The following is a 17955-nucleotide window of genomic DNA, read 5'->3' as shown; positions in this document are numbered from 1 at the left end:
AAGGGAGTGAAACAAATTGTCAGAAAAGAAAAAAGTGATTTATGTAAAAGATTTGGTTATTAAAGCAGATAATGTCCGAATCGAACCAACACGTCATCGCGATCCTTTATTCGGGGGTGCTAGGCAGGAACCTCAAGCGGATGAGCGTGAACACCATCATGACAATGATGATGTGAGAGAAGAGAGAGATGAGAGACACGATCATGAGGAGCATGATGATCACAAGGATCGTGACGATCGCCCACCTTTTTCCTGGTTATAATGCGGATAAACAGCCAAATAGATGTTTAAGAAAACGAATATATGGGTATAGTTTTAAAATGGTGTGAATGGGGGAGGGTTTTCGATGGGGTATGTTATTCCAGTTGAGAATTATCAATATCAACAGTACCAACAGCGAGTGACGAAAAGAGAACGTGATCCTTTTCCAATTGAAAGACTATACCCAATTCAACTTGACAGTAATTATGACCGACTTCGCGAAAAGGATGTAGAACAAGCATTACTAAAAAAAGCGAGAGTAAAACAAGAGCAAAAGGATTTAGAATACATGAAATCGATAAACAATCAGATATATGCAAAAATGACGGGAAAGGGTCGTCAATTCATTGCAAAAGTATAGCCAGACATCCGTGATGTCTGGCTATATTTGTTTTCTAGAATCCTTGAATATACAGTCCGTTATTTTTATCATATTCTGCATAAAATACATCTCGTATCGAATACACTTCTTCTTTTTTTAATTCTTCCTCCAGCCAAGCTTTGTCATAGCCAATCTCGGAGAGGTTATCATAAAGAATTTCCCCGTCATTAATGATCATAAACGTAAGGGCAACACTTTCTAAAGGAAGATTGAAGTCTTTACGGACAGGTGACTGATAATTTGTCTTCTTCAATACAGATACCGTCCCATCTGTTTCCAAAATAGCATATTCGACTTCTTTAACGGAAAATACCCCTTTGGAGCGAAGTAAATGCAAGAGCTGGTTCATATCTAATTTTGCTTTCCTCATTTGCTCGCGCTGTATTTTTCCTTTATGAATCATGATCGAGGGGCTACCCTCTAATAATGAACGAGACTTTTTATATTTTTGGGTAATGATCTCTGTTACATAAAGCAAAACTCCCCATAAAATAACGGCAAAACCCATGTGGAGAATGCCGACCTCTTTATCATATAAACCATTTCCAACTAATTCTCCCAAAATTAAAGCAGAAATGAAGTCAAAGGCGGTTAATTGCTTAATTTGTGTTTTTCCAAGGCTTTTAGCTAAAATAAATAAGATAATGAACCCAAAAAAGGTTTCCAGTAAAATGGCACCATACTCCATTAGGCTTATCCCTGCCTTTATCTTTAATCTAACAATAGGATAGCCAATTTAGGAAGTATACATACCTATCTATTCCATTCGGTAAGGCTTTTGATCATTTCGACATGAGGTATTCCTGCATCCATGAATTGGTCTGATACGGTTTTATACCCAAGTTTTTGATAAAACTTTTCTGCTTGAATCTGTCCGTGTAATTTTGCCTTATTCAAACCATTTTCTTTTGCATAATTTTCCATAAACAATAAAATGTCTTTTCCGTAGCCCTTTCCACGAAAGTCCTTTCGTATACAAATCCGTTCCATTTTACCATAATCATTTTGAAAGCGAATCCGGCTTGCTGCAATAGGTTTGCCTTCACTGTAACCAACGAAATGAGTGGCCATTTTTTCTAGTTCATCAATTTCCAATTCAACTGGTACGTTCTGTTCCTCGACAAATACTTCTTTCCGCACTTGATAAGCATCTTGAAGCTGCTCATCTGTTTGTACTATTTTGATTTCCAATTCCTTCACTCTCCCAATATATGTATTAGTATTTTGCGTAAGTCCTGTTGCCAATATGTCCATGTATGATCACCATTAAATTCCTCATAAGTATAATTCGATACTTTTTTAGCTAATAAATGCTGAAAGGTACGATTCTCAGCTAAAAAATCCAGCACCTCCCCAGTCGTTATCTTTACATCTGTTTCTTCTGTACCGACGGAGTGATATACCTTTAGTCCCTGAAGTTGATTGGTTTCACGAATTTTTTTTAATACCGTTTCATTGACAAAAGGGGATTGCATAACCACTTTATTGATCGTACTAGGATAACTACTTGCAATCATAAAGGCTAACGTACCAGCAAGTGAATCTCCCATCAATGTATAGGAAAGAGGGGTTATATGTAACTTTTCCTCAAGTGATGGTATTACCTCACGGATTAGGAAATCGATATACTTCTTTTGTAGTTTCCCGTCAGGATGATATTTATCCAATCTATCATATCGATCCTGATAATGAATGCCAACAAAAATAGTTGGCTCAATCTCCATTGAAGCATGAAGCTGATCACTTAATGTTGCTATACGTCCGATTCGGAAATAATCATCACCGTCCTGCATGATACATAGCTGGTAATCATGAAAAGGTGAAAATCCCTCTGGAACGTAAATTTTAACCGTTAGAGCTTCCTGTAAATATTGACTATCAATCACTAAATCCTCCATTTTTCCTTTACGCTTCATTCTATTTCCCCCATATAAACAGTACTTTTTAAAAAGTGTATCATAATTGCTCGAAAAGAGAAGAAATTTGCATGAAACGGTTCAATATGTGCAACCTAATGAAAAAGGAAGGTGTGTCAACGAATGAATTGGAAAAAAACAACTGCCATCTATTTATCGATATTTCTTGTCCTGTTTAGTGTTACTGGATTAGCGGTAAATGCTAATGAATCAACAGGAAAAACAGCCACCGTTCAAGCTGAATATTATAAAAATAACGAACAACTAAAATATCCTCAAGTAAGTGATGTTACTGATAAAAAGATGGAAAAAAGGATAAATCAAGATTTTACAAACTATATTAAGAAAGCCTATAAGGAATATAAAGAAAATGAAAAACAAGCTGAAAAGCATGGGTTTGCAGCAGATTTTCAGACAGAATTTGAAGTGAAATATAATCAACTCCCAAGGCTTAGTATCTTAATGAGTAAATATATCTTTAGTGGTGGAGCCCATGGCAACACAACTGTTGAGTCCTTTAATTATAATGTAGAGACAGGTAAAAGGGTTTATCTAACTGATATTCTGACAACAGATGAACAGATTAAAGCTGTTACCGATTATGTTTGGGAATACGCAATTGAACGTCCGGAAATCTTCTACCCAGATCTTAAAAAAGAGGATATACAATTAGGAAAACAGACAGCATTTTATTTTAATAATCAGGGCATCACATTAGTATTTCAGCAATACGAAATTGCCCCTTATGTCTCAGGCAATCAAGAAATTGTTATCCCAAGTGAAATATATGAAGAAACCTGATTCTCTGGATCAGGTTTTTATTTCGCAAATAAAGTAAGGCAGAGTTAATTGACAAAATAAGAATAATTCCCTATAGTTATAATACAGTTACATATCATGATTCCGTAGCTCAGCTGGGAGAGCGCCACCTTGACAGGGTGGAGGTCGTTGGTTCGAGCCCAATCGGAATCATACTAGAACAGGAGTCTGTATCCCTTTTATATCAAGAGGTACAGACTTACTTATTTACAAAACACATTTTCCAATAGCCTCATTATTTTATATGGTTTCTAATTGAATAACTATTGTATTAGTGATTTGAGCATTTCTTGGTGAACTATGGACACTAAAGCTATACATTCTTTCTTCTTAAGCAATTACATTTCAATCAAAGTTTGTCATTTTTTGAATATCTAGTATCATAATCGATGTTATTTGGTAATTAACTTGGTAATCTTTTTTAAAGTTGACCGCAAAATACTTTGTCATAGTATTTTTTAAACTATCAACACATATAAAAATAATTAATGTTGTCCACCAAATGGACCATATAATAGAAAGGCCTAGACACTATTGCCTAATATGAACCTTTTAGATTTAAGTCAACAAATCACTACTTTGCGTATATTCTTTTCACAGAGTTTGCAAATATACTGCGCAATAGTATTATATAAATTTCCGCATTTTATTTATGTATGAAATGCCAGTTATTTGGACGATGACTTCTTTAACAATCTGCTCCGGTGTATGCGGATTGGAGAAATCTGCCACGGTTGATTCAAAATCCTCGTCTTCCCCGCGTTGCGCGGTGATCACAGTCGCTCCTTCGTCACGTAACCGGCGAGCAATGGCCCGTCCAATCCCCGAACGTCCTCCTGTCACTAGCGCCACCTTGTTTCAAAACGCTTCATTTGATTTGTCATTATAATAACCTCCTTATTCACAATCACTACCTTATATACTATAGCTCTTCAGAATTTTGATAAAGTGTACTGTTGTTTTGTTCACTTTTTATTATTAATAATAATTGATAATTTATAGCTCACATATTTACTTAAATCTTCCAAAAATTCTTCAAGTTTGATTAACATTAATGATGTTCCCCTGAACAAGGCCATTTTTTTCTAATTTTGCTGATGAAACAGAAATACCAAAGCCTGTTTCCAAAATATCGAGGTTTTACATAGAGGATATCGTTTTTGATGATATATTCAATTCACTAACACAAAAGTAGGTCCTTTGGAGTATTGCTAATATCCAGTTATTGCGTTCAATCACAAAAGGTTTGATTGCTCGTTCTTCACCCAATATTATGTACTTCCAATTGTCTAACCTCCATAGTATGTAGTTTAATAAAAACTTTTATTAAGAATAACTGGATAAAAAAGATCCAAAAAGGGCCAATTTGTTTAGGCGTTTTTAAAAATAATTACGCATTAATCTGACGAAGGATATCATTTACATCAACGGTTTGACTTTCATTATGAAAGGATTTGACTAAATGTTAAATATTTCAGATATGCATCAATCAAAATGATCTAAGTAGTTTCAGTTGATAAAATACCCGTATAGGTATATTATGGTTGTGGAAAACAATTGTCTGATGAAGGAGGCAAAAATAAATGGATGATAGCGATCATATCAAAAATAGAATAAAACGAAATGAAGGGCAGCTGAGAGAGATATTAAGAATGATGGGGGAGAACCAGGACTGTATAGAAGTGATTACGCAATTATCTGCATCAAGAACTGCCCTTGACCGAACCATTGATTTAATTGTCAGTTCCAATTTAATAGAGTGTGTTCGGGATGCTGATAAAAAAGGAAAAATACAGATGAATTAGTAAACCAAGCTGTAAACTTACTTGTGAAAATTAGATAGATTTGGGTATTCTCTTCATTTTTTTGAAACACGTGTATACCTATAGGGGTAATTTAAAAAGGAGATTAACAAATGGAATATATATACTACGTTGTTCTTGCAATTTTGTTATTTTTTCTGTTGCGAGGGTTCCTGCCAATAAAAGGTGTGAACAATATTTCCACAACAGAATTGAAAACAGAACTAAATAAAAAGCACAAGCAATTTATTGATGTGCGCACACCTGTTGAGTTTAAAAGAAAACATATAAAAAGCTTCAAAAATATTCCTCTTGACCAACTGGCTCAAAGAGCTACAAAGGAAATCTCTAAGGAAAAAGAAGTAATTGTGATTTGTCAAAGCGGGATGAGAAGCAAGCAGGCATCTAAAATACTAAAAAAATCTGGCTGTGCAAAAGTAACTAATGTACGTGGCGGCATGCTTGCATGGCAAGGTAATGAGAAATAGAAGCATATGAACGATTTTCTTTTGGTGATTTAAGTAAAATATATAAATAAAGGAGATGTGCAATATGACAAATAAAATTTTAATTGTTGGCGGTGTAGCTGGGGGAGCATCTGCTGCTGCAAGACTGAGAAGATTAGACGAGAATGCAGAGATTATTATGTTTGAGAAAGGCCCACATGTGTCTTTTTCTAACTGTTCGTTACCTTATCATTTAAGTGGAATGGTGGAAGATAGTAAATCTCTTGTATTATCGACTCCAGAGACTTTTAAAAAACGGTTTAATATCGAAGCAAGGGTAAATAGTGAAGTAATCAACATTAATCGTGAAAAAAGAACAATTATGGTTAAGGACGCTGTAACTGGTAACACTTACGAAGAAGGGTATGATAAGCTAATTCTTTCCCCTGGTGCAGCACCAATTCGACCTGGATCAATTGAAGGCATTCACAATAAGAACGTATTTACAGTACGAAATGTTGTGGATATCGAGCAACTTAATGCTTATATAAAAGAGAACGATCTGACAGATGTTGCAGTAATCGGCGGAGGTTTTATAGGGGTTGAGGTAGCGGAAAATCTCCGTCTAGCTAAACTTAACGTGTCTGTCATTGAATTTGCTGATCAGATTATGACACCATATGATTATGACATGGCTCAAATCTTTCACAAGGAAATGGTCGACCATGGGGTGAATTTAATTGTTAATGATGGTTTAGCAAAGATTAATGATGGTTCAATCGAAACACAATCTGGAAAACAAATAATGGTACAAGCAGTTGTGTTAGCGATCGGCGTAAGGCCTGAAACAAGGCTGGCGGAGGATGCCGGGCTTGAAATCGGTGAAACTGGTGCGATCAAAGTTGATCATAACTATGTAACTAGTGATTCTAATATATATGCAGTAGGAGACGCTATTGAAGTCTATCATCGATTATTGCATAAGCCAGCACTCCTTGCTTTAGCTGGGCCTGCACAAAAACAAGCAAGGGCTGTAGCAGATCATATCTATGGCATTCCTAACCGCAACTTAGGAGTGATTGGGTCATCCTCCATTCACTTATTTGATTTAAACGCAGCTTCTACTGGATTAAATGTACGAACGGCTGACAAAGCAGGATACAGCTGGGATTCCGTCTATATCTTGCCGGCTGATAAGGTAGGATTAATGCCAAACAGTAATGTGATGCACTTTAAATTAGTATATGAAAATCCAACAGGCAGAATTTTGGGAGCACAGGCAATTGGTAAAGGGAATATCGACAAACGTATTGAAGTGATTGCAACAATGATTACAATGAATGGGACATTAGAAGACCTGAAAGATTTAGAACTGACCTACTCTCCAATGTTAGGTACAGCTAAGGATGTGGTAAACCATGCTGCCCTGGTTGCTCTTAATCAATTATATGGAAAATACCGCGAAGTCAAAGTTGCTCAGGTTCGTGAATTAGTAGAAAATAATGCCTTTATTATTGATGCGCGCGAGCAGAATGAATATAATGCTGGACATTTGAAAAATGCTGTCAATATTCCGTTAAGTGAATTTCGAGACAGACTTGATGAAATTCCAAAAGATATGGCCGTATATGTTCATTGTCGCTCAGGTCAACGCAGCTATAACATGGTAATGGCATTAAAAAACTTAGGATTTACGAACATATTTAATATATCTGGTTCTTATTTAGGAATTAGTCTATACGAGTATTATAATGACCTTGTAACAGATAGAGAGAAAATTGTAACAACATATAACTTTAAATAATACAATTTCGCAATCCTTCTATAAGACGATTATGACATGGATCTCTTTCTTTAAGTATCCTAATTTTGAATTGAAGGGAGAATAAACAATGAACCAATGGAATGAGCGCTTTAACCAAGATCGATATGTATATGGAACAGAACCGAACGAGTTCTTGGCTGGAATTCAGAATAAATTGAAATTACCTGGTGACGAGGTACTAGCCATAGCGGAAGGTGAAGGGCGTAATGCAGCCTTTTTAGCTGAGCAGGGCTTGATAGTGACAGCTTGGGATTATGCCGAATCAGGTTTAATAAAAACAGATAAATTAGCGAAGACAAAAGGTGTAAGTGTAAATACAAAGCTGATTGATCTAAAAGATGTCGATTGGAAACAAGAAAACTGGGATGAGATAGTCTGTATATTTGGTCATTTCCCTAAAAAATTACGAACAAAGACGTTTCAGGGTGTGAAGGAAGCAGTGAAACCAGGTGGCTATTTTATAACAGAAGTTTACTCACATTATCAACTTCCTTATAAAAGTGGTGGCCCGAAAGATTTGGGGATGTTATATAGACCGGAGGAATTTCTGGATACCTTCTCAGATTGGCATATTATTCACTTTTTTATAGGTGAAGTGGTTAGACATGAAGGTGAATTTCATAATGGTTTATCACATGTTATTCAGTTTGCTGGGCTTAAACCTCTATGAATTAAACATGAACGAGCGAGCTTGTAACCCTATAGCTTAAATTAAAAGTAAAAAGAGGAATTTCACATGAAAAAAGAAGTAATAATATATACAACAACACTGTGTTCAGTATGTGCGATGGTTAAAACATTTTTCACCAATCTGAATATACCTTTCCAAGAAGTGAATATAGATTTTAATCCATTAGCAATGGTGAAACTAGTGAGCAAAACATTTCGATTGACAGTACCGCAGACCAATATAAATGGAGAGTGGGTGTTTGGGTTTAATCCAGGCCTTATGTTAGAAAAATGGAATGCTTTAATCAAGTGAAAGCAATTTCTGAATAATCGCCAATCCCGTAGACTTGTGGATTGGATTGTTTTATTAATAGTAATGAAAAACAGACAGAAATGCTTTCACAATTCTGTCTGTTAAAATATATTAGAATGAGAAGGAATCTCCATCGTTTGGTATGGAAATATTAGTGGAGAATCCTTTTTCGTCAGCAAATGTCTTTAACTCTTCTCTTGATAATGTCCAGTGGTTAACAGCTTCCATGTGAACAGCAATAATTTTTCCGTTAGAAGCAGCCTTATACACTTCATAGACATCCTCTTTACCCATTACTAGAGAACCGCCCTCATTGAATTGATTATCTCCAGCATTTACCACAATAATTTCTGGTTTATGTGTGTCCATTACTTCCTTAACGGCATCATACCACACTGTATCACCAGCAACATATAATGTTTTTTCTGTTGAATGTTTGAAGACAATACCACAAACTTGACCAGCAACTTTTAAAATTTCTCCTCTTCCATGTTCACCCTTTGTTTTAACTAATTGAATACCTTCGAAGACTGTGTCTTCTTGTAAAATCTCGACATTTTGGAAACCGGCGTTGCGAATCTCTGCAGCATCTTCTTCATTTTGAGAGAATAGTTTAATTTCTTTTGGTAATGCTTCTTTAGCTGCTTCATCCCAATGATCATAATGTAGGTGTGTGACGATGACAGCATCAATATCTATGATAATATCTTCAATAGAAGTTGGCAAACTTACTAAAGGATTATACTGATCATCTCTTGGTGCATTCGGGAACGGTGGATATGCCCCCTTGTCTGCTAACATTGGATCAATTAAAAACTTTTTACCTGCATATTCTACAACTAATGTCGCGTTACGAATGTGTTGAATATTCATATTACCCAACTCCTTTACTATGAAAATTTTCCCGTACTTAGTATATTTTAAACGATGACTTGTGAATCGATACATAGAATAAATAAAGTCTTTTATCTGATTGACTTTATTAATGAAAGAAGTTAATGAACCCTTGTCCTAATAAAAAACACGGGTATAGTTCTAAGAACTGTACCCGTGTTAATGAATATCTAAGAGCCTTATTCCTATACATTTTTTTTGCATACTTGATTATTTTGAGTACAATTCATAAATCTTCCTTATTTTTTCATCTAGTTGTTTAAAGCGAACAAAACGTCCCTCTCGTATATATTCTTTGTTATTAATCATCAGAATCAATACAGGAGCTGAGAGAATTAAAAATTTCTCGGCCACTTCTTCCACTTTCGTAGCATCAATGTGACCAAGCTGAATGAGAGGATATTGATCTAGCAATTCCGTTAGCTTGGGCAGAATAGCATGACATGTACTACAATCTGGGGTGGATACGTAAAGGAAACTTAGCTCATTATCTTTAAGAAAATCCTCTGTCATTTTAATTGAAGTTAACTCATTTATCTTTTTCAAATTGCTCCTCCTTCTAAGATGGAAGGAATAGAACATAAGGACAATTTATTATTTTCCTTATGAAGCTTTTACTTTACTGTTACTTTTCCTTCAATAGTTATTTGGGCGTCTGCTTTTTTTAATATATTTCCGACTGCACATGATTTATCAGCGGATATAAATGCTCTATCAGCTGCTTGACTTTGCTTTTCTGTTGCTTCACTTGTTAAAACAATATGTGGTTGATGGATAATTTGAATGCCGTCTTCTCTTGAAACATTTGCTTTCGACTTCATCGTAAATTCAATAACAGGCAGATCTTTTGTCTCCAGCATATAGACAAGTGTTGTTGCGTAGCATGTTGCTGCAGAAGCTAACAGTAATTCTTTAGGATCTGTGCCTTCTCCACTTCCTCCTAAAGATTGGGGTATAGCGATATCAGTTTTAAGATTTTCCCCTTGTATTTTACCATTACCTTTGGTATTTCCGTTCCAAACCATTTTTATTTCAGCCATTTCGTACCACTCCTACACAATTAATGATATACAGTTTACTAGTTAATTAGTTAACTGTGAAGCGTATTGTACTAAATAGTGTATTGCTTGTCAATCTTTAGTTTCTTACTTAGTTAATTTAGCTAATTCATATAATACTTGCATTTTTTTGTTTCCTTCATTAATCTAAATATACCTAGATAACTAGTTAAGTATGAAAGGTGAGGAATTAAATATGGAACATTCAGGATTACTTTTTAAAATAGATGCTCATTCTCCTTTACCAATTAATGTGCAGATAAGGGAACAGATAAAGTGGCTAATAGGGAAAGGATTACTTAATTCTGGAGATATACTTCCTTCGACCAATCAGTTAGCGGATCAATTATCCATTAACAGGAATACGATTCAGGGGGTATACTCTCAATTAAAGGAAGAAGGCCTGTTATTGATGCAAAAGGGACGAGGGACGCAAGTTGCCGGCGAAGAAGAAATTGAAAGATTTAAAACACAGCATTCCTATTTCAACTTTGTGGAACAAACAATAAAGGATGCTTACGAATCAGGATTTAAAATCGACGATGTTTTATTAGCTGGATTTGCCTACACCCAATTGTTTGGAGAACCCCAGAAGCAGAAGACACACTACCTCTTTGTTGAGTGCAAGATCAGCTCATGTATCTTCTATTTAGATGAATTGAGACGGGTGGCTTCCGCAGAAATTGATACAATTGATGTACAGGAGTCTCCTAAAGATCGTATTATGCAGTCCATTCGCGATGCAGATGTAATTGTAACACGGTCCGACCTTGCTGAGAGATTAAAGGAGTTTGTTGATGTCACACAGAAGAAAATCATATCTGTCGGTTCTACAAACGATGTTTCGTTGTTGCTTAATATGATAAGAGGCTAATTAAACTTAATAGCCTAGTAGAGATACTTATAGGCAAATTGTTTACATGTTTGAAAAACCAGAAAATCAGGTGGAAATTTTTATTTCTACCTGATTTTTATTTTGAAAACATATGTGTTAATAATTTTATAGCTTGACAATACATTAGGGGGGTATGGTATGATGAGGGCGAAATAAAAATTAGGAGGTAATTAAAATGACAAATACAACACTTAATGTAGAAGGTATGTCTTGTGGGCATTGTGTAAGTTCCATTGAAGGAAGTGTAGGAGAACTTAACGGTGTGGAGGCAGTTAAGGTTCATTTGGATGATGCGAAAGTTGACGTAACGTTTGACTCTGAAATAGTGGATTTGAAAGTGATTAAAGAGACGATTGAAGAACAAGGTTACGAGGTTGTTTAGAACGGTCGTACTTTAATTATAGCATGAAGCATCCCGGTAAGTTTCACTGATAATCAGTGGGGTAAAAACCCTGCTGATTAAAATCTCACTATATAGCACAATCTATATATAACAATGTTTTATCAACACAGAAATTCAAAGGGAGGAATAAACAATGAACCACAGTGAACATAATCATCACCACCATGCTCATCAGCACCATCATCATGCCAAATCAGAGATTAAGACAGATGTGACCTATGAAAATGGAAAAATTCTGATTAAGCTGGAAGATAATAATGGAAAGCCGCCAGAGCTTGCTATACAACATGAGAAAGAGATGCATTTTATCATTATTTCTAATGATTTAGAGAAGTATTATCATCTGCATCCAGTAAAGGAGCAACAGGGAATCTATTCGGTAGAACAGGTATTGAGTGATGGTACCTACCAGGCATTCGTTGACATTACACCAGAAAATAAGGCTTATCAGATAAAGCCAAATACTCTTCAGGTTGGGACACGGGCAACAAGTAAAGTCACTCTCGGTAAAAAGGATAGCTGGACAAAAGAAAGTGGAGGCAAAACAGTGACCTTAAATGCTGGGAACGCAGTGGTTGGAAAAGAAGTTCCATTAGTGTTTGATACACAAGGAGAAAAATCAGATCCATATCTCGGTGCATTAGGTCATGTGGTTATTATTGACGAAAACGTTGAACAGTATATTCATGTTCACCCGGAAACAGAAGTCACTACTAAGTTTAATGCATATTTCCCAACCCCGGGCATGTACAAAATTTGGGCCGAATTTAAGTTCGGTGAAAACGTACAAGTTTATCCATTTATCATCAAAGTAAAGGAATAAACAAGGAGGTATGGTTAGAGATGAAAAACTATCAGCTTGAAGTTTACACAAGACCAACATGCTCAGATTGCCAGGACTTAAAGAAATTCCTGCAAAATCATCATATTCCTCACAAGGAATACGATTTAGCACAACAACCATCAAAAGAAGAGGATCTTAAAAAAATTACAGGAAATAGAATTGTACCAGCACTTGTATTTTCTCGTCGATCCTTCTTGGGTATAATGAAAAAGTCAAAAAGCATGATAGGGTTCGAGAGGAATAAGAATGAAATAAAGAAACTGCTAAATGTAGGTTAGGTCACGTGATAAAACCTGAATACAATTTAGTGTGTATTTTTTTATTCAGATAAATACCCTCCCCTTGTATAGTATATATGATTTAGGAAAGAAGGGGGAATGAATATGGAGACAGATGCACCAAAAATAAAAATTGCCGTAAATGGCGGAATCGGTTTTGGAGCAAAGCTGAACGCAAAACAGCTTGTAACCATCTCCAAATACATGAATGAAGAGGATGAACTGGAATTAACGACATTCCAACAGCTTTATCTAGAAATTCCGGAAAATAGAAAAGACGAAGTCATAGAGGAATTAGAAAGCGTTGGGTTAGCTTGTTACTCAGTTGGAAATTTTGTAAAAAGTTTGCGAACTTGTAATTTTTGTAAAGGGGAAGAACGAGAAGGGATGCCGATAGCAAAAGAATTAAACCGGCGATTTGCTGAAAAACCGGTCCCTTTTACACTAAAGATGGCCTATACAGGATGTCCAGTAGGTTGCGGTGAACCTATGCTTAGTGATATCGGTGTGATGAAATTCAAAGACCATTACAATATATATATTGGGGGAAAAGCGAAAGGTAAAGATGCCGAGGTTGGTTATTTACTGAAGGAAAATCTCACACCAGAAGAGTTGTACGATACTGTAGATAAACTCATTGCAGCATATTCACAAATGGGTAAGAAACGAGAGGCATTCTATAAATTCTGTAAGAGGTTTGATATAGATCAATTAGCTAATTACTCTGTTGCAGATTAAAAGTTAGATAAAGTATTTCACCTACAGAAGGCGCTAAAGATCAGTGGAGGTCAAAAATCCCTCGCTGATCATAGTATCGCTTTATTTAAGAATCAGCATTTTAACTAAAAACAAACTAATGTAATACTGGGGGGGATATTATTATGTCAGCAAATAAACAGTCAAATTCACAACTTGATCCAAATCGATGGAAAGCACTAGCAATGTTATGCTTTGCGAATTTCCTTGTGATGATGGATTCGGCGATTATTCAGATTGCCCTGCCATCTATTAAAGAAACACTCGGTTATAGTCAGGAAAATTTACAGTGGGTAATGAGTGCATTTCTTATTTTCTTTGGGGGGTTTCTATTATTGGGCGGAAGGTTAGCCGATTTATTCGGAAATCGGCGCATATTTAATTTTGGTATTATCATTTTAATAATATCTTCCTTATTTGCAGGAATATCCTGGAGTGAAATGAGTCTCAACGTATCGAGGGCAGTTCAAGGATTAGGCTCTGCGTTCATTGCGCCAGCTGCACTTTCCTTGATTATGATCCTGTTTTCTTCCAATAGTAAAGAAATGGGGAAAGCTCTTGCATTCTGGGGTCTGTCCGGGGCAGCAGGTGGTGCTTTGGGTATCGTTATGGGTGGTGTCATTACAGAGTTTGTCGGCTGGCGATGGACATTATTGATCTATGTTCCACTTGGTATCATCGTGCTTCTCCTGTCTCCAAAGCTTTTACAAAAGGCAGGAAGTAAAGCAACTGGTCGTGTTGATTATATTGGCGCGATATTAGTGACCATTTCTTCCATGCTCATTGTTTATGGCATTGTAACAGCAGAGCATAGTGGCTGGCATTCAATGAATACAATCCTACCATTATTAATTGGGGCTGTATTGTTACTTGTATTTATCATCGTACAGTCTAAAATAAAAGAACCACTCATGCCACTTAGTATTTTTAAGACACCTTATCTTGCGATAGGAAATATTTCTGTTTTCTTAATAGCAGCATCATGGTTCCCGCTAGTATATATTCTAGTTTTATACTTGCAGCAGATTTTACAGCTTTCTCCATTTGTTGCGGCAATGGCAATGCTACCGATGCCAATTTTTATGGCAATCTTCATGGTCGCCATTGCGGAAAAGGTGATGGAAAAAATTGGTATCAAAAAGACGATGGTAACTGGATTTATTTTACTCGGAACAGCGGGAATTTTATTTTCGCAAACGGCGAGTGTAGTTGGAGACTATTGGACAAATGTATTACTAGCTTCCTTAATAGCATCTTTAGGTAATGCACTTGCTTATTTACCTGCTACAACGGCATCCGTATCAGAAGTCGAATCAGGAAGGTCTGGCATTGCATCTGGTTTATATAATACTTTTTACCAAATTGGCTCAGCGGTAGGACTAGCTGTAATAGTGGCTATTGCCGGTGCAACAACTGCTTCAAGTACAGCCGGATCACAGAGAGGTGCCTTGAGTGCAGGCTTTCAGCAGGGGTTTTTCTGGATTGGAATAATTGCATTGATTGGATTTGTGTTGGCACTTCTGTTCACACGATCTTCAAAGGGCGGAAGATCAAATAGTACCCATTAATCACAAATATTATAAAAGTTTCAAGCTTTATTGATAGGAGACGAAAGTTCTATATTATTTGACAAATATACCGTAAGGGGGTATAGTATAAGTATAAAATAAAAAGGAAGTGATTTATTTGGATAAGTTCTTACAGGATCACCCAAGTAAACCTAGAACAAAAGATGAAAAGCAAAAAGTAATCAACCGTTTAAAACGTATCGAAGGACAAGTACGCGGAATTCAGAAAATGGTTGAGGAAGACAGGTATTGTGTTGATATTTTAGTACAAATTAGTGCAATACAGTCCGCGTTAAAAAATGTTGGTTTCTCTGTCACCGAACGACATCTTAACCATTGTGTTAGTGATGCGATTAAGCAAGGTGACGGGAAAGCAACGATTGATGAATTAATGAGTGTGATGAAGCAGTTTTCCAAGTAAGGAGGAAACGATTATGGGAGAAACAAATCATGCAACACTTGGTATAATGGGAATGACCTGTGCTGCTTGTTCAACGCGAATTGAAAAGGTATTAAATAAAATGGATGGAGTTGAGGCACAAGTCAATTTAACTACCGAAAAAGCAACTGTAGATTACGATTCTGAGAAGACTTCCATTGAGGATATTACAAAAAAAATTGAAAAAGTTGGCTACGGGGTTTTAATGGAAAAAACAGAATTAGATGTTTTTGGAATGACTTGTGCTGCATGTTCAACCCGAATTGAAAAAGTCTTGAATAAACAAGAGGGTGTTAAGTCTGCTTCTGTAAACTTAACAACAGAATCTGCATCAATACAATATAATCCAGGATTGGTAAACCCGAAAGCAATCATTGAGAAAATTAAAAAGCTTGGCTATGATGCAAAGCCAAAAGTGGAAGCAGCAGAAAAACAAACACATAAAGAAAAAGAAATTAAGAATATGAAGACAAAATTAATAATTTCTGCCGTTTTAGCTGCACCGCTTTTAGTTACGATGCTGGTTCATTTATTTAATATGACAATACCGGCCATCTTTATGAATCCATGGTTCCAGTTTACTTTAGCAACACCTGTCCAATTTATTATCGGCTGGCAATTTTATGTTGGGGCATATAAGAACCTTCGTAATGGTGGAGCGAACATGGATGTGCTTGTTGCATTAGGTACAAGTGCGGCTTATTTTTACAGTTTATATGAAGCATTTAAGACCATTGGTAATCCTGAATATATGCCTCATCTATACTTTGAAACAAGTGCTGTTTTAATCACTTTGATATTATTTGGTAAGTATTTGGAAGCAAGAGCAAAGAGTCAAACGACGAATGCACTGTCTTCTTTACTTAATTTACAAGCGAAAGAAGCACGTGTGATAAGAAATGGCGAGGAAACGATGATACCAGTGGAAGAAGTTGCCGTTGGGGATCGTTTAGTTGTAAAACCGGGTGAGAAAATACCTGTTGATGGTATGGTTGTAAAAGGAAGAACATCTGTCGATGAATCGATGATTACAGGAGAATCTATTCCAATTGAAAAAGAAATAGACGCAATTGTTATAGGGTCAACGATCAATAAAAATGGTTCGATTGAAATGGAAGCAACAAAAGTTGGTAAAGATACTGCCCTTGCATCGATTGTGAAAATTGTAGAGGATGCCCAAGGTTCTAAAGCACCAATCCAGCGATTAGCTGATATCATTTCAGGTTATTTCGTACCGATTGTTGTGGGGATAGCCATTCTCACATTTGTCATATGGATAGCATTTGTCCAACCTGGCCAGTTTGAACCAGCTCTAGTTGCAGCAATTGCTGTCCTTGTTATTGCCTGTCCTTGTGCTTTAGGCCTTGCAACACCTACATCCATTATGGTTGGAACAGGAAAGGCTGCAGAGAATGGAATCCTGTTTAAAGGTGGAGAGCATCTCGAGCGTACACATGCATTAAATGCAATCGTGCTCGATAAAACAGGTACCATCACAAAAGGAAAACCCGAAGTTACAAACTTTACTGGTGATAAGGAAACATTACAGTTACTTGCTAGTGCGGAGAAAGGCTCAGAACATCCGCTGGCGGAAGCTATTGTAGCGTATGCAACCGAAAAAAATATCGAATTAGTTAATGTAGATGATTTTACTGCCATACCTGGACACGGTATCGAAGTAACGATATCAAATAAACAAATTCTTGTTGGTAATCGAAAACTCATGCAGAATCACCAAATCGACGTTGGTGGAGCTGAACAAGAATTGATTGATTATGAGATAGAAGGAAAAACAGCAATGTTAATAGCAATTGATGGACAGTTTCGTGGAATTGTTTCGGTCGCTGATACCATTAAAGAAACAGCACCACAAGCAATTAGAGAGTTAAAAAAAGAAGGCTTAGAAGTTATCATGTTAACAGGTGATAATGAGCGCACTGCACAAGCAATTGCCAAACAGGTTGGCATCGACAAAGTAATTGCTCAAGTTTTACCAGAAGAAAAAGCAGATAAAGTGAAAGAAATTCAGGATAAGGGTAAAAAGGTTGCAATGGTCGGTGATGGGGTAAATGATGCCCCAGCATTAGCAATCGCTGATATTGGAATTGCTATTGGTACGGGAACGGAAGTAGCCATTGAAGCTGCCGATGTCACGATTCTTGGTGGGGAGTTATTGCTTATTCCAAAAGCAATCAAAATTAGCCATGCCACAATCAAGAATATCCGCCAAAATCTTTTCTGGGCCTTCGGTTACAATACAGCAGGAGTCCCGATTGCAGCATTAGGTCTACTGGCGCCTTGGATTGCTGGTGCAGCAATGGCATTAAGTTCGGTAAGTGTTGTCTCTAACTCATTACGCTTAAAACGAGTCAAGTTATAAAGTCCAC

22 protein-coding genes, 1 tRNA gene and 1 pseudogene are annotated in these 17955 nt (G+C 36.4%); 17 read left to right on the top strand and 7 right to left on the bottom strand.

The window, feature by feature from the left end:
* The first annotated feature begins 16 nt into the window (after window positions 1-16).
* Both DLJ74_RS14665 and DLJ74_RS14660 read left to right on the top strand, forming a co-directional pair.
* Complete coding sequence (locus DLJ74_RS14665; protein WP_109985028.1) at window positions 17-262, top strand: hypothetical protein; 246 nt, start codon at window positions 17-19, stop codon at window positions 260-262.
* Window positions 263-346: 84 nt separating this feature from the next.
* Window positions 347-622: a hypothetical protein gene (locus tag DLJ74_RS14660; RefSeq protein WP_109985027.1), complete on the top strand. Its 276-nt coding sequence runs from the start codon at window positions 347-349 to the stop codon at window positions 620-622.
* A gap of 34 nt (window positions 623-656) precedes the next feature.
* Here the strand turns inward: DLJ74_RS14660 and DLJ74_RS14655 are convergent, their stop codons facing one another.
* The 3 genes from DLJ74_RS14655 to DLJ74_RS14645 all read right to left on the bottom strand — a co-directional run bounded on the left by DLJ74_RS14655 (window position 657) and on the right by DLJ74_RS14645 (window position 2559).
* Window positions 657-1331: a DUF421 domain-containing protein gene (locus DLJ74_RS14655; RefSeq protein ID WP_109985026.1), complete on the bottom strand. Its 675-nt coding sequence runs from the start codon at window positions 1329-1331 to the stop codon at window positions 657-659.
* 65 nt (window positions 1332-1396) lie between these two features.
* Window positions 1397-1834 carry a GNAT family N-acetyltransferase gene (locus DLJ74_RS14650; RefSeq protein ID WP_054788660.1) on the bottom strand — a complete coding sequence of 146 codons (438 nt, stop codon included), beginning with the start codon at window positions 1832-1834 and terminating at the stop codon, window positions 1397-1399.
* 5 nt (window positions 1835-1839) lie between these two features.
* Window positions 1840-2559 (bottom strand): alpha/beta hydrolase, encoded by a 720-nt coding sequence (locus DLJ74_RS14645; protein ID WP_109985025.1) that lies wholly within the window; start codon window positions 2557-2559, stop codon window positions 1840-1842.
* Window positions 2560-2682: 123 nt separating this feature from the next.
* On the opposite strand from DLJ74_RS14645, the gene DLJ74_RS14640 reads away from it, so the two are divergent.
* Window positions 2683-3360, top strand: coding sequence for a DUF3298 and DUF4163 domain-containing protein (locus tag DLJ74_RS14640; protein ID WP_109985024.1), 678 nt, complete (start codon window positions 2683-2685; stop codon window positions 3358-3360).
* Window positions 3361-3458: 98 nt separating this feature from the next.
* A tRNA-Val gene (locus tag DLJ74_RS14635) sits at window positions 3459-3531 on the top strand.
* A 474-nt stretch (window positions 3532-4005) separates the two neighbouring features.
* On the opposite strand, the gene DLJ74_RS14630 is transcribed toward DLJ74_RS14635, so the two are convergent.
* The gene (locus DLJ74_RS14630) at window positions 4006-4221 is read right to left on the bottom strand and encodes an SDR family oxidoreductase (protein ID WP_245902350.1); all 216 of its coding nucleotides are present in this window, start codon (window positions 4219-4221) and stop codon (window positions 4006-4008) included.
* 740 nt (window positions 4222-4961) lie between these two features.
* Here DLJ74_RS14630 and DLJ74_RS14625 point away from each other — a divergent pair.
* From DLJ74_RS14625 to DLJ74_RS14605, 5 genes and pseudogenes are all read left to right on the top strand, one after another.
* Window positions 4962-5221 (top strand): annotated as a pseudogene (locus DLJ74_RS14625) (metal-sensitive transcriptional regulator).
* Between the two features lie 72 nt (window positions 5222-5293).
* Entirely contained in the window at window positions 5294-5668 is a 375-nt protein-coding gene (locus DLJ74_RS14620) for a rhodanese-like domain-containing protein (RefSeq protein WP_054860579.1), read from the top strand.
* 64 nt (window positions 5669-5732) lie between these two features.
* Window positions 5733-7430 carry an FAD-dependent oxidoreductase gene (locus DLJ74_RS14615; protein WP_109985023.1) on the top strand — a complete coding sequence of 566 codons (1698 nt, stop codon included), beginning with the start codon at window positions 5733-5735 and terminating at the stop codon, window positions 7428-7430.
* 88 nt (window positions 7431-7518) lie between these two features.
* Entirely contained in the window at window positions 7519-8121 is a 603-nt protein-coding gene (locus tag DLJ74_RS14610) for an SAM-dependent methyltransferase (protein WP_109985022.1), read from the top strand.
* 66 nt (window positions 8122-8187) lie between these two features.
* The gene (locus DLJ74_RS14605; RefSeq protein ID WP_109985021.1) at window positions 8188-8433 is read left to right on the top strand and encodes a glutaredoxin family protein; all 246 of its coding nucleotides are present in this window, start codon (window positions 8188-8190) and stop codon (window positions 8431-8433) included.
* Between the two features lie 111 nt (window positions 8434-8544).
* Here the strand turns inward: DLJ74_RS14605 and DLJ74_RS14600 are convergent, their stop codons facing one another.
* From DLJ74_RS14600 to DLJ74_RS14590, 3 genes are all read right to left on the bottom strand, one after another.
* Window positions 8545-9306, bottom strand: coding sequence for an MBL fold metallo-hydrolase (locus tag DLJ74_RS14600; RefSeq protein ID WP_109985020.1), 762 nt, complete (start codon window positions 9304-9306; stop codon window positions 8545-8547).
* 231 nt (window positions 9307-9537) lie between these two features.
* Entirely contained in the window at window positions 9538-9873 is a 336-nt protein-coding gene (locus tag DLJ74_RS14595) for a thioredoxin family protein (RefSeq protein WP_054860582.1), read from the bottom strand.
* Between the two features lie 68 nt (window positions 9874-9941).
* Complete coding sequence (locus DLJ74_RS14590) at window positions 9942-10367, bottom strand: OsmC family protein (RefSeq protein ID WP_109985019.1); 426 nt, start codon at window positions 10365-10367, stop codon at window positions 9942-9944.
* Between the two features lie 214 nt (window positions 10368-10581).
* On the opposite strand from DLJ74_RS14590, the gene DLJ74_RS14585 reads away from it, so the two are divergent.
* The 8 genes from DLJ74_RS14585 to DLJ74_RS14550 all read left to right on the top strand — a co-directional run bounded on the left by DLJ74_RS14585 (window position 10582) and on the right by DLJ74_RS14550 (window position 17948).
* The gene (locus DLJ74_RS14585; protein WP_181397586.1) at window positions 10582-11259 is read left to right on the top strand and encodes a GntR family transcriptional regulator; all 678 of its coding nucleotides are present in this window, start codon (window positions 10582-10584) and stop codon (window positions 11257-11259) included.
* A 196-nt stretch (window positions 11260-11455) separates the two neighbouring features.
* Window positions 11456-11662, top strand: a complete 207-nt coding sequence (gene copZ, locus DLJ74_RS14580) for a copper chaperone CopZ (RefSeq protein WP_054860586.1) — start codon at window positions 11456-11458, stop codon at window positions 11660-11662.
* A 154-nt stretch (window positions 11663-11816) separates the two neighbouring features.
* Window positions 11817-12506, top strand: a complete 690-nt coding sequence (locus DLJ74_RS14575; RefSeq protein WP_109985017.1) for a hypothetical protein — start codon at window positions 11817-11819, stop codon at window positions 12504-12506.
* A 20-nt stretch (window positions 12507-12526) separates the two neighbouring features.
* The gene (locus tag DLJ74_RS14570; protein WP_054860588.1) at window positions 12527-12805 is read left to right on the top strand and encodes a glutaredoxin family protein; all 279 of its coding nucleotides are present in this window, start codon (window positions 12527-12529) and stop codon (window positions 12803-12805) included.
* A 105-nt stretch (window positions 12806-12910) separates the two neighbouring features.
* Window positions 12911-13543 carry a nitrite reductase gene (locus DLJ74_RS14565; RefSeq protein ID WP_109985016.1) on the top strand — a complete coding sequence of 211 codons (633 nt, stop codon included), beginning with the start codon at window positions 12911-12913 and terminating at the stop codon, window positions 13541-13543.
* 143 nt (window positions 13544-13686) lie between these two features.
* Window positions 13687-15129 carry an MFS transporter gene (locus tag DLJ74_RS14560; protein ID WP_109985015.1) on the top strand — a complete coding sequence of 481 codons (1443 nt, stop codon included), beginning with the start codon at window positions 13687-13689 and terminating at the stop codon, window positions 15127-15129.
* A 118-nt stretch (window positions 15130-15247) separates the two neighbouring features.
* Window positions 15248-15550 (top strand): metal-sensing transcriptional repressor, encoded by a 303-nt coding sequence (locus DLJ74_RS14555; protein ID WP_054860589.1) that lies wholly within the window; start codon window positions 15248-15250, stop codon window positions 15548-15550.
* Between the two features lie 13 nt (window positions 15551-15563).
* A complete protein-coding gene (locus DLJ74_RS14550; RefSeq protein WP_109985014.1) occupies window positions 15564-17948 on the top strand; it encodes a heavy metal translocating P-type ATPase in 2385 nt (794 codons plus the stop codon).
* The last annotated feature ends 7 nt before the right edge of the window (window positions 17949-17955 follow it).

The organism is Gracilibacillus dipsosauri, assembly GCF_003176895.1.
Lineage (GTDB): Bacteria > Bacillota > Bacilli > Bacillales > Amphibacillaceae > Gracilibacillus > Gracilibacillus dipsosauri.
Note: the sequence above shows the minus strand (reverse complement) of the source record. Positions and strands in the feature narration are given on the sequence as shown.

Coding starts and splice junctions, on each gene's coding strand:
- DLJ74_RS14660 (WP_109985027.1), top strand. CDS start 347: ATGGGGTATGTTATTCCAGTTGAGAATTATCAATATCAACAGTACCAA.
- DLJ74_RS14655 (WP_109985026.1), bottom strand. CDS start 1,331: ATGGAGTATGGTGCCATTTTACTGGAAACCTTTTTTGGGTTCATTATC.
- DLJ74_RS14645 (WP_109985025.1), bottom strand. CDS start 2,559: ATGAAGCGTAAAGGAAAAATGGAGGATTTAGTGATTGATAGTCAATAT.
- DLJ74_RS14640 (WP_109985024.1), top strand. CDS start 2,683: ATGAATTGGAAAAAAACAACTGCCATCTATTTATCGATATTTCTTGTC.
- DLJ74_RS14620 (WP_054860579.1), top strand. CDS start 5,294: ATGGAATATATATACTACGTTGTTCTTGCAATTTTGTTATTTTTTCTG.
- DLJ74_RS14615 (WP_109985023.1), top strand. CDS start 5,733: ATGACAAATAAAATTTTAATTGTTGGCGGTGTAGCTGGGGGAGCATCT.
- DLJ74_RS14610 (WP_109985022.1), top strand. CDS start 7,519: ATGAACCAATGGAATGAGCGCTTTAACCAAGATCGATATGTATATGGA.
- DLJ74_RS14605 (WP_109985021.1), top strand. CDS start 8,188: ATGAAAAAAGAAGTAATAATATATACAACAACACTGTGTTCAGTATGT.
- DLJ74_RS14600 (WP_109985020.1), bottom strand. CDS start 9,306: ATGAATATTCAACACATTCGTAACGCGACATTAGTTGTAGAATATGCA.
- DLJ74_RS14590 (WP_109985019.1), bottom strand. CDS start 10,367: ATGGCTGAAATAAAAATGGTTTGGAACGGAAATACCAAAGGTAATGGT.
- DLJ74_RS14585 (WP_181397586.1), top strand. CDS start 10,582: ATGGAACATTCAGGATTACTTTTTAAAATAGATGCTCATTCTCCTTTA.
- copZ (WP_054860586.1), top strand. CDS start 11,456: ATGACAAATACAACACTTAATGTAGAAGGTATGTCTTGTGGGCATTGT.
- DLJ74_RS14575 (WP_109985017.1), top strand. CDS start 11,817: ATGAACCACAGTGAACATAATCATCACCACCATGCTCATCAGCACCAT.
- DLJ74_RS14570 (WP_054860588.1), top strand. CDS start 12,527: ATGAAAAACTATCAGCTTGAAGTTTACACAAGACCAACATGCTCAGAT.
- DLJ74_RS14565 (WP_109985016.1), top strand. CDS start 12,911: ATGGAGACAGATGCACCAAAAATAAAAATTGCCGTAAATGGCGGAATC.
- DLJ74_RS14560 (WP_109985015.1), top strand. CDS start 13,687: ATGTCAGCAAATAAACAGTCAAATTCACAACTTGATCCAAATCGATGG.
- DLJ74_RS14550 (WP_109985014.1), top strand. CDS start 15,564: ATGGGAGAAACAAATCATGCAACACTTGGTATAATGGGAATGACCTGT.